At 72.2% G+C, this 9,178-nt stretch carries 10 protein-coding genes; 3 read left to right on the top strand and 7 right to left on the bottom strand.

Annotated elements, in window-relative coordinates:
* Nucleotides 1-17 precede the first annotated feature (17 nt).
* Nucleotides 18-722 carry a beta-ketoacyl-ACP reductase gene (locus AB0B72_RS14110; RefSeq protein WP_367739125.1) on the bottom strand — a complete coding sequence of 235 codons (705 nt, stop codon included), beginning with the start codon at nucleotides 720-722 and terminating at the stop codon, nucleotides 18-20.
* 77 nt (nucleotides 723-799) lie between these two features.
* Between AB0B72_RS14110 and AB0B72_RS14115 the strand changes: the two genes are divergently transcribed.
* Both AB0B72_RS14115 and AB0B72_RS14120 read left to right on the top strand, forming a co-directional pair.
* Nucleotides 800-2,293 carry a TldD/PmbA family protein gene (locus tag AB0B72_RS14115; RefSeq protein ID WP_367739126.1) on the top strand — a complete coding sequence of 498 codons (1,494 nt, stop codon included), beginning with the start codon at nucleotides 800-802 and terminating at the stop codon, nucleotides 2,291-2,293.
* Nucleotides 2,290-3,669: a metallopeptidase TldD-related protein gene (locus tag AB0B72_RS14120; RefSeq protein ID WP_367739127.1), complete on the top strand. Its 1,380-nt coding sequence runs from the start codon at nucleotides 2,290-2,292 to the stop codon at nucleotides 3,667-3,669. Before AB0B72_RS14115 ends, AB0B72_RS14120 begins: the two co-directional genes overlap by 4 nt.
* 80 nt (nucleotides 3,670-3,749) lie before the next feature.
* On the opposite strand, the gene AB0B72_RS14125 is transcribed toward AB0B72_RS14120, so the two are convergent.
* The gene (locus tag AB0B72_RS14125) at nucleotides 3,750-3,962 is read right to left on the bottom strand and encodes a dodecin (RefSeq protein WP_367739128.1); all 213 of its coding nucleotides are present in this window, start codon (nucleotides 3,960-3,962) and stop codon (nucleotides 3,750-3,752) included.
* A gap of 83 nt (nucleotides 3,963-4,045) precedes the next feature.
* Between AB0B72_RS14125 and AB0B72_RS14130 the strand changes: the two genes are divergently transcribed.
* The gene (locus AB0B72_RS14130; protein ID WP_367739129.1) at nucleotides 4,046-4,369 is read left to right on the top strand and encodes a DUF3099 domain-containing protein; all 324 of its coding nucleotides are present in this window, start codon (nucleotides 4,046-4,048) and stop codon (nucleotides 4,367-4,369) included.
* Between the two features lie 176 nt (nucleotides 4,370-4,545).
* Here AB0B72_RS14130 and AB0B72_RS14135 read toward each other — a convergent pair whose 3' ends face one another.
* The 5 genes from AB0B72_RS14135 to AB0B72_RS14155 all read right to left on the bottom strand — a co-directional run bounded on the left by AB0B72_RS14135 (nucleotide 4,546) and on the right by AB0B72_RS14155 (nucleotide 9,017).
* On the bottom strand, nucleotides 4,546-4,803 hold the full coding sequence (locus tag AB0B72_RS14135) for a DUF6457 domain-containing protein (protein WP_367739130.1): 258 nt from the start codon (nucleotides 4,801-4,803) through the stop codon (nucleotides 4,546-4,548).
* 51 nt (nucleotides 4,804-4,854) lie between these two features.
* A complete protein-coding gene (locus AB0B72_RS14140; protein WP_367739131.1) occupies nucleotides 4,855-5,511 on the bottom strand; it encodes a molybdenum cofactor guanylyltransferase in 657 nt (218 codons plus the stop codon).
* An 85-nt stretch (nucleotides 5,512-5,596) separates the two neighbouring features.
* Nucleotides 5,597-6,586, bottom strand: coding sequence for a GTP 3',8-cyclase MoaA (gene moaA / locus AB0B72_RS14145; RefSeq protein WP_367739132.1), 990 nt, complete (start codon nucleotides 6,584-6,586; stop codon nucleotides 5,597-5,599).
* Nucleotides 6,587-6,707: 121 nt separating this feature from the next.
* Nucleotides 6,708-7,898, bottom strand: a complete 1,191-nt coding sequence (locus tag AB0B72_RS14150; protein ID WP_367739133.1) for an MFS transporter — start codon at nucleotides 7,896-7,898, stop codon at nucleotides 6,708-6,710.
* A 450-nt stretch (nucleotides 7,899-8,348) separates the two neighbouring features.
* A complete protein-coding gene (locus AB0B72_RS14155) occupies nucleotides 8,349-9,017 on the bottom strand; it encodes a DUF222 domain-containing protein (RefSeq protein WP_367739138.1) in 669 nt (222 codons plus the stop codon).
* Nucleotides 9,018-9,178: the final 161 nt, after the last annotated feature.

The raw sequence follows: 9,178 nt of genomic DNA on the forward strand, positions 1-9,178 counted from the left end.
TGGTCACCGGGCGCGGCTCAGTGTCCCATCCCGAGACCGCCGTCCACGGGGATGACCGCGCCCGTGATGTAGGAGGCTTCGTCGCTCGCCAGGAACCTGACGACCCGCGCGATCTCCTCCACCTTGGCCTGCCGCCCGAGCGGGATGCTCTTGCGGATGTTCTCCTGCTGGGCCTCCTCCAGGCCCGCCGTCATGTCGGTCTCCACGAACCCGGGCGCCACCACGTTGACCGTGATGCCGCGGGGACCGAGCTCGCGGGCGAGCGACCTGCCGAAGCCGACGAGGCCGGCCTTGGACGCGGCGTAGTTGGTCTGGCCGGCCGAGCCGAGCAGGCCGACGACGGAGGAGATGAGGATGATGCGGCCGCGCCTGAGCCGGAGCATGGGCCGCACGGCCCGCTTGGCGACGCGGTAGGCGCCGGTCAGGTTGGTGTCGATGACGTCGGTGAAGGCCTCCTCCTTCATCATCGGCAGCAGCGTGTCGCGGGTGATGCCCGCGTTGGCGATGACGACCTCCACCGGGCCGTGCTCGGCCTCGGCCTTCTCGAAGGCGGCGTCGATGTCGGCGGAGCTCGTCACGTCGCAGCGCACGCCGAACAACCCCTCGGGGGGCTCGCCCGACCTGTAGGTGACGGCGACCGCGTCTCCCGCGGCCGCGAGCTCGCGGGCGATCGCGAGGCCGATGCCGCGATTTCCGCCGGTGACGAGAACAGAACGAACCATGCGACCGACGCTATCGGCTACCAGGGGGTAGCCGTCTTGTCCGCAGGGCACAAGATCACAGGGTTAGGATCGTGGACATGCGCCAGATCGACTCCGACTTCGTCGCCCTGCCGCTGCGGCGGCTGGCCGACGCGGCCCTGCAGCGCGCCCGTGACCTGGGAGCCGAGCACGCCGCCTTCCGGCTGGAACGGGTACGCGGCGAGACGCTGCGACTGTTCGACGCGCGGCTCGAGGGCTCCATCGACGCCGACGACCTCGGCTTCGCCGTACGGGTGATCAAAGACGGGACGTGGGGCTTCGCCTCGGGGATCGAGCTGACGCCCGAGGCCGCGGCGCGGGCGGCCGAGGAGGCCGTGCGGGTGGCCGCGGTCAGCGCCCCCATCAACCGGGAGCCGGTCGAGCTGGCCCCCGAGCCGGTCCACGGCGACGTCACGTGGGTGTCGTCGTACGAGGTGGACCCCTTCGACGTGCCGCTCCCCGACAAGGTGTCGCTGCTGGCCGACTGGTCGTCCGGCCCGCTCGGCCGGGTCGACCACGTGTCGGCCTCGCTGATGCAGGTCAAGGAGCAGAAGTTCTACGCCGACACCGCGGGCACCGTGACCACCCAGCAGCGGGTGCGGGTCCACCCGTCGCTGACGGTGATGAAGGCCGAGGGCGAGCGGTTCGACGACATGCGCACGCTCGCGCCGCCGGTCGGCCGGGGGTACGAGTACCTGACGGGCACGGGGTGGGACTTCCCCGCCGAGCTGGCCGAGCTGCCCGAGCTGCTGGCCGAGAAGCTCAAGGCGCCGTCGGCCGACGCGGGGACCTACGACCTGGTGATCCACCCGTCGAACCTGTGGCTGACGATCCACGAGTCGGTCGGGCACGCCACCGAGCTTGACCGGGCGCTGGGCTACGAGGCGGCCTACGCCGGCACGTCGTTCGCCACCTTCGACCAGCTCGGAAGCCTGCACTACGGTTCGGCCGCCATGAACGTCGTCGGCGACCGCACGGCCGAGCACGGCCTGGCGACGATCGGCTGGGACGACGAGGGCGTCGCGGGCCAGTCGTTCGACATCGTCCGCGAGGGCACCCTGGTCGGCTACCAGCTCGACCGGCGGATGGCGCTGCTCAAGGGCCTGGGGCGGTCGAACGGCTGCGCGTTCGCCGACTCCCCCGGCCACGTGCCGATCCAGCGGATGGCCAACGTGTCGCTGCGGCCGGCCGACGGGGGTCCCTCGACCGAGGAGCTGATCTCCCGGGTGGAGCGGGGCGTCTACGTGATGGGCGACAAGAGCTGGTCGATCGACATGCAGAGATACAACTTCCAGTTCACCGGCCAGCGGTTCTACCGCATCGAGAACGGCCGGCTGGCCGGGCAGCTGCGCGACGTGGCCTACCAGGCGACGACCACCGACTTCTGGCGGTCGCTCGAAGCGGTCGGCGGCGCCGGGACGTACGTGCTGGGCGGCGCCTTCAACTGCGGGAAGGGCCAGCCGGGCCAGGTGGCGCCGGTCAGCCACGGCGCCCCGTCGGCCCTGTTCCGCGGCGTGCGGATCCTCAACACCGTCCAGGAGGGTGGCAAGTGAGCGTGCAGAGCACACCGCAGGAGACGGTGGAGCGGGCGCTGGCCCTCAGCGAGTCCGACGCGTGCGTCGTGATCGTGGACGAGGGCTCGACGGCCAACCTGCGCTTCGCGGGCAACACGCTGACGACCAACGGGGTGGCGCGCTCGTCGCGGCTCACTGTGATCTCCGTCGCCGGGCAGGGCGTGGGCGTGGTCTCGCGCTCCGCCGTACGGCCGGACGGACTCGCTGACGTGGTCGCGGCGGCGGACCGGGCTGCGCGGGAGGCCAGGCCGTCGGAGGACGCGCGCCCCCTCGTGGAGGCCGCCGCCTCCGCCGACTGGGACCGCCCGGTGGAGCCGACGTCGATCGAGGTCTTCGCGGGCTTCACGCCCGCGCTCGGCGAGTCGTTCGCCGCCGCCGAGGCGTCCGGCCGGCGGCTGTACGGCTTCGCCGAGCACATCCTGACCTCCACGTTCGTCGGGTCGTCGGCGGGGCTGCGGCTGCGCCACGACCAGCCGACCGGGCGCCTGGAGCTGAACGCCAAGTCGCCGGACATGGCGCGCTCGGCGTGGACCGGCGTGGCGACCCGCGACTTCACCGACGTCGATGTGGCCGCGCTCGACGCGACGCTCGCCGGCCGGCTGGAGTGGGCCAAGCGGCGGATCAGCCTGGAGGCCGGGCGGTACGAGACGCTGATCCCGCCGAGCGCGGTCTCCGACCTGCTCATCTACCTGTACTGGTCGGCGGGGGCCAGGGACGCGGCCGACGGGCGCACGGTCTTCTCGCGGCCCGGTGGCGGGACCCGGGTCGGTGAGCGGCTGTCGCCGGTCCCGCTGCGGGTGTACAGCGACCCCGCTCACCCCGGCATCGAGTGCGCGCCGTTCACGGTGGCGCACGCCTCCAGCCGGGAGCAGTCGGTCTTCGACAACGGCCTGCCCCTCGGCCCCACCGACTGGATCTCGGACGGCACGCTGGCCAACCTGCTGCAGACCCGGCACTCGGCGGAGCTGACCGGGCTGGCGGCCACTCCGGCGATCGACAACCTGATCATGACGGGCCCGGAAGGGGGCCGGTCGCTGGAGGAGATGATCGCCTCCACGGAGCGGGGCCTGCTGCTGACCTGCCTGTGGTACATCCGCGAGGTGGACCCCCAGACCCTGCTGCTCACCGGGCTCACCAGGGACGGGGTCTACCTCGTCGAGAACGGCGAGGTCGTCGGGGAGGTCAACAACTTCCGCTTCAACGAGTCGCCGGTGGACCTGCTCGGCCGCCTCAGCGAGGTCGGCGCGAGCGCGCAGACGCTTCCGCGGGAGTGGAACGACTACTTCACCCGGGCCGTCATGCCGCCCGTCCGGGTGCCCGACTTCAACATGTCGACGGTGAGCCAGGCGAGCTGACCGTCACATTCGCCCCCGCCCTGCCGCGCTCGCCCTGCCGCCTTGCCTTGCCTTGGGCCGCCTCCGGCGGGGGCGGGCTCTCAGGCGTCCTCCAGGCGGAAACCCACCTTCATCCCGACCTGGAAGTGGGCGACCTCCCCGTCCACGATGTGCCCTCTGACCTCGGTCACCTCGAACCAGTCGAGGTGCCGCAGGGTCTGCGCCGCCCGCCGGATGCCGTTGCGGATGGCCTGGTCGACATTCTCCTCCGAGGTGCCGACGATCTCGGTCACGCGGTACGTGCGATCGCTCATCTGTCCTCCTGATGGTCTTGCGCGTGATCGTATCGCCGTCCCGGGCGAGGCACCCGGAACGGGCGGGGTCTACCGTGGGAATCATGAGTCCATTGCGCAGATTCAGGCGGGAACGCGCGGCGGTCCACCAGGTGACGGACGCGCAACCGTCGCTGAGCGACGACATCAGGCGCAGGGAGCGGAGCTACCTCATCAAGATGGGCATCCGGCTCGTCTGCCTGATCCTGGCCGTGGCGCTGCCGGCGCCGTGGCCTGTGAAAGGCCTTCTCGTCGCCGGCGCCGTGCTTTTGCCGTACCTTGCCGTGATCGGGGCCAACCAGCGAGGTCACGAGCCTCCGGCGGCCACCGGCATGACCTTCTCCGACCAGAACGAGATCCCACGCCACCGACGCGAGATCGGGTCGTGACAAAGTCTTGACGCAACCCATGGGTTGGAGGTGTACAGTTTAGACCAAGCGCTCTGGTCCCCCGTCGGAGCGCTAGTGCCGGCGTTCCGGGCCCCCGTCGGAACGCCGATGAAGCGACGCCGGGTGGTTTGCCCCCGTAACCACCCGGCGTCGCCCTTTTCTCAGACTTCTTCGTTTCACCGGTCGCCGAGCGTCTCCGCCGTGGCCGTCGCCCAGTCCCCCGCCATCCGCGACAGGCGCTCCAGCGCGTCCGCGGGAGCGGTGCCCGCGCCCTGGGCCAGCCCCAGCAGGTACGCCGTCAGCGGGGCGGCGGGCCGGGCCACCCCGTGGGCGACGTCCCTGGTCAGATCGAGCACCGCGTCCCTGTCGACCCGCGCGGGGTCGATCCCCAGCTCCCGGCAGACCAGCGCGGTCCACTCCTCAAGCACGTTCATGCGCACTCCTCGCTCACTCGGTGATCACTCCCATCCTGCCCTCCGCGGAGCTCACCGGGCGCCGGAGGGGCCGGCCGAGCGGCGCGCCGCGCCGAGATCGGCCTCGGTGTCGCAGTCGAACCACGGCGGACGGCCTCCCTCTGGGGCGGGCAGACGCACGAGCACGGGCTCCAAAGGGGTGAGCAGCCCGTGCAGGGACCGGCCCCGGTACTGCCGCAACGCCCCCCGCAAAGTCTCGGTCCGCCACACGCCGGTCAGCCACTGCCGCCTGCCGCCGTCGTCCACGAGCACGGCGCCCGCGGCGCCGGCGGCCCGCGCGGCGCCGAACAGCGCCGAGACGTGGGAAGGCTCAAGGAACGGCAGGTCGGCGGCGAGCACGGCCACCCAGCCTGCGCTCACCTCGGCCAGCCCTGCGCGCAGCGCCGGGACCGGCCCCCCTCCGGGCGGGTCCTCCCGGGTGAAGACGGCGGAGAAGGCCGCCATGGGCCGGGGCGGGCCGACGACGACCAGTTCGCCGGCGTCGGGCACCGCGGCGGCGACGCGCTCGACCAGGGGCCGTCCCCCGACGAGCGCGCCGGGCTTGTCCGCGCCACCGAGCCGCTCGGCCCGTCCCCCCGCCAGGATGACCGCGTCGTACGGCACCGCCGTGCCGGGAGGCGCCGTGCCGCGCCCATCCACGCCGGGCCCATCCACGCCGGGCCTGTTCATGCCGCGCCCATCCACGCCGCGCCCATCCACGTCGGGCCTGTTCATGCCGGGCCTGTTCATGCCGGGCCTGTTCATGCCGGGCCTGTCAGCCGCCGATGGCCGACATGGGGCGGCCGGGCTGCAGGAAGCTCGGGTCGTCGATGCCGTGCCCGGCCTTCTTGACTCTGACCGCCGCGATCCACCGCGCCGCCAGCTCGTCGTCCGTCGCCCCCGACCGCAGGGCGGCGCGGAGGTCGGACTCCTCGGTCGCGAAGAGGCAGTTGCGCACCTGGCCGTCGGCGGTGAGCCGGACGCGGTCGCATGCCCCGCAGAAGGGGCGGGTCACCGAGCCGATCACGCCGACCCGGGCGGGACCACCGTCCACCAGGAAGAGCTCGGCGGGGGCGCTGCCCCGATCGCGGGGATCGTCCTCCACCAGGTCGAAGGAGTCCTTCAGCAGGCCGAGGATCTCGTCGGCGGTCACCATGTCGTCGCGGCGCCAGCCGTGCTGGGCGTCGAGCGGCATCTGCTCGATGAAGCGCAGCTCGTAGCCGTGGTCGAGGCAGAAGCGCAGCAACGTCGCCGCCTCGTGGTCGTTGATCCCCCGCATCAGCACGGCGTTGACCTTCACCGGGGCCAGCCCGGCTGCGACGGCGGCCTCCAGGCCGGCGAGGACGTCGCCCAGCCGGTCGCGGTGCGCGAGCCGTACGAAGACCTCGCGGTCGATCGTGTCGAGCGAGACGTTGACCCGGTCGAGCCCGGCCGCCGCCAGGGGGCCGGCGAGACGGGCCAGGCCGATCCCGTTGGTGGTCAGGGACACCTCCGGCCGGGGCCGCAACGCGGCCGTGGCGGCGACGATCTCGGTGAGCTCCCTGCGGAGCAGCGGCTCGCCACCGGTGTAGCGGACCTCGGTGACGCCGAGCCGTTCCACGCCGACCGTCACGAGGCGGACGACCTCCTCCGCCGTGAGCAACTCCGGCTTCGGCAGCCAGTCGAGGCCCTCAGGCGGCATGCAGTACGAGCACCGCAGGTTGCACCGATCGGTCAGCGACACCCGCAGATCGGTCGCGACCCGGCCGAACGAGTCAACCAGCACGAGATGCCCTCCATTGCCCGGAAGTCTCAAGCCTACGGCTTGCGGTCATCCGTTCGACAACTCCATTGTCACCCTCTCGATTCCGCGGGCTCACGGCACCTCGCCTCCGCGTGCGCGCCGATCAGCGTGGCGACGCCTGCGGAGTGAGCCGCCGGCTCTCGGGCAGGCGGTTGCACACCGCGAGGACCGCGGTGCCGAGCAGGGCGACCAGCGCGGTGGAGGCGGCCGCCGTTCCGGGCCCCGCCACCTCCATGACCACGCCTGCGAGAGCGGAGCCCAGGGCGGTCCCCGAGGTGAAGAGCGTGATGAGCCAGGCGAACGCCTCGGTGACCGTGCCGGCCGGGGCGAACGCGTCCACCATCGTGAAGGCGACCACCAAGAGGGGCGACAGGAAAAGGCCCGTCGCCAGGCAGATCGGCATCATGATCCAGACGGGGGCCGCCGAGGCCACCAGCAGGTACGTGACCGTCAGGCCGGCGCCGAAGAGCACGGCCTGCGCGGTGGGAGCCATCGGCCAGGCCCGGCGGCCGTGGACGACCGCGCCCACCAGCGCCCCGAGGGCGGACAGCGCCAGGAGGGTGCCCGCGCCGCCCGTCACCAGGTGCCGTTCGGCGTAGGCCACGGCGATGATGTTGAGGCCGCCGACGGCCGTCCCGGCTCCGGCCAGGCCGAGGAAGAGCAGCACCAGCGCCCGGCTGCGCAGCGGCCCCAGCCAGTCGCGCGGGCCCGGCTCGCCCCGCCACTCGCGGGAGGGGCGCGAGGTGGCCAGGGTCAGCACGCCGGCGAGGCACAGGAGCGCGGCGAGGACCAGCGCCACCTTGGGCGGGGCGACGGCCACCGCGCCGGCGACGATCAGCGGCCCGCCGATGAACACCAGCTCCTGCGCCGCCGCGTCCAGCGCGTACGCCTGCTGCAGGTTTCTCTGCCCGACCAGCACCGGCCACAGGGTCCGCAGGCAGGGCTCCAGCGGTGGCGTGGCCCCGCCGCAGATCACGGCGCCCGCCAGCACCGCCGCCCGGGACGACGGATCGACGACGATCAGCATCAGGCCGAGGCAGGACAGCACGGCGCTCACGACCAGCACGTACGTCTGGCCCCAGCGGTCCACCATCCTGCCGAGCAAGGGCCCGGCGAGGGCCCCGCTCACGGCGAGCACGGCCGTCGCCAGCCCGGCGAACCGGAAGTCCGTCCCCTGCTCGCGCAGTGTGAGCGTCATGGCCAGCGCGGTCATCGCGGTGGGCAGCCGTCCTACCAGGGATCCCCCGAGGGCGCGTACCACCGACGGCTTCCGAAGCAGGCCGAAATAGGGCACGGATGACACTCCACTGGCTCGAAGGCGGCTTCCCCAGGCGGCCGGCGCCGTGTCACGGTCCCACCGCCGGGACGACCGGAGCGGCGGCGCCCGCCGGCCCCCAGCCTAGACGCCATCTTTACCGGCGCTTTACCGGGCTTCGACCGGAAGCCGAGGCGCGCCACAGAGGGAGCCTTGGACCGTACGGAGTTGGGCTGCCGCCTTGGCGGATGCTATGTCGAGAGTGGACGTCGTTGTGTGGCACCTCTACGCCAGCTGGTCCATCGGTCCAACGGGTCGATTGCTCGACTGGTCGACTGGTTCGGATCGTTTTCGCCGCGCCGGGAAGGCTTGCGCCTTGTTCTCGTTCATCGTGTGGACGGGCAGCCCGGATGGCGGGGCGGGTCGATGACCCATCGGGGATGCCGTCGGGACCCATCGGGGATGCCGTCGGTGACGTTTGGGTGGGGTTCATCGTTTGTGGAGGTGGCGTTTGGGGTGGTGGAGGAGGGTCCAGGTGCCGTCGGGGTTGCGGTGGGTGGTGTAGCGGTGGGGGTGGTGGAATTTGTCGCGGTTGTGGTGGGTGCAGGCGGGGGCGAGGAGGTCGAGGTCGGTGGTGCCGTTGTCGATCCAGCCGTGGACGTGGTCGACTTCGGTCATGTCGGCGGGGATGGGGCAGCCTTGGCAGTAGCAGGTGGTGTAGCGGGCGAGCAGGGCGCGTCGTTGGGCGGGGGTGGCCAGGCGTGTGGTGCGGCCCATGTCGAGGACTTGTCCTTGGTTGTTGATGACCAGGCGGGTCAGCCGTGAGGTGCGGGCCAGGCGGTGGATGTCGCTGATCGGCAGCAGGTGCCCGGTGGCGATCAGCAACCCGGGAGCAAGCCGATCGGGAGCATGCCCACACGTACGACACGCATCCGCAGACGCTTTGGTTTCCGCTTGGGTGCCCCGGTCTGCGCGTCCCCCGCTGCCCACACCGATGCCCGCAGAGGCTCCGGTACCCGCATGCGCATCGGTACCCGCACGCGCGCCAGCACCCGCACGCGCGTCGGTGCCCGCATGCGCGTCCCGGTCCGCGTGTTTTCCGCTTCCCACACCCGTGCCCGTGTCTGTGCGCGGGCCGGTGTGCGTGCTGGCGCCCACGTCGATGCTGCTGCCCGCGCGTGTGCCTGTGTCCGGTTGTGGGTGATCGTGCCCGGGCGGGGATGTCCCGCCGGGTGGTGCCTGCTGGCGGGAGTGCCCCTCGGGTGGCCGGGTGTGATCGTGTCCGGGCTCGGGGGAGCGGGGGTGTTCGGGTTGATGGG

Origin of the sequence: Microbispora sp. NPDC049125 (genome assembly GCF_040802045.1) — a bacterium.
GTDB lineage: Bacteria > Actinomycetota > Actinomycetes > Streptosporangiales > Streptosporangiaceae > Microbispora.

What these genes read in the sequence shown, in the direction of transcription:
- AB0B72_RS14110 (WP_367739125.1), bottom strand. Translation starts at nt 722, where the DNA reads ATGGTTCGTTCTGTTCTCGTCACCGGCGGAAATCGCGGCATCGGCCTC.
- AB0B72_RS14115 (WP_367739126.1), top strand. Translation starts at nt 800, where the DNA reads ATGCGCCAGATCGACTCCGACTTCGTCGCCCTGCCGCTGCGGCGGCTG.
- AB0B72_RS14125 (WP_367739128.1), bottom strand. Translation starts at nt 3,962, where the DNA reads ATGAGCGATCGCACGTACCGCGTGACCGAGATCGTCGGCACCTCGGAG.
- AB0B72_RS14130 (WP_367739129.1), top strand. Translation starts at nt 4,046, where the DNA reads ATGAGTCCATTGCGCAGATTCAGGCGGGAACGCGCGGCGGTCCACCAG.
- AB0B72_RS14135 (WP_367739130.1), bottom strand. Translation starts at nt 4,803, where the DNA reads ATGAACGTGCTTGAGGAGTGGACCGCGCTGGTCTGCCGGGAGCTGGGG.
- AB0B72_RS14140 (WP_367739131.1), bottom strand. Translation starts at nt 5,511, where the DNA reads ATGAACAGGCCCGGCGTGGATGGGCCCGGCGTGGATGGGCGCGGCACG.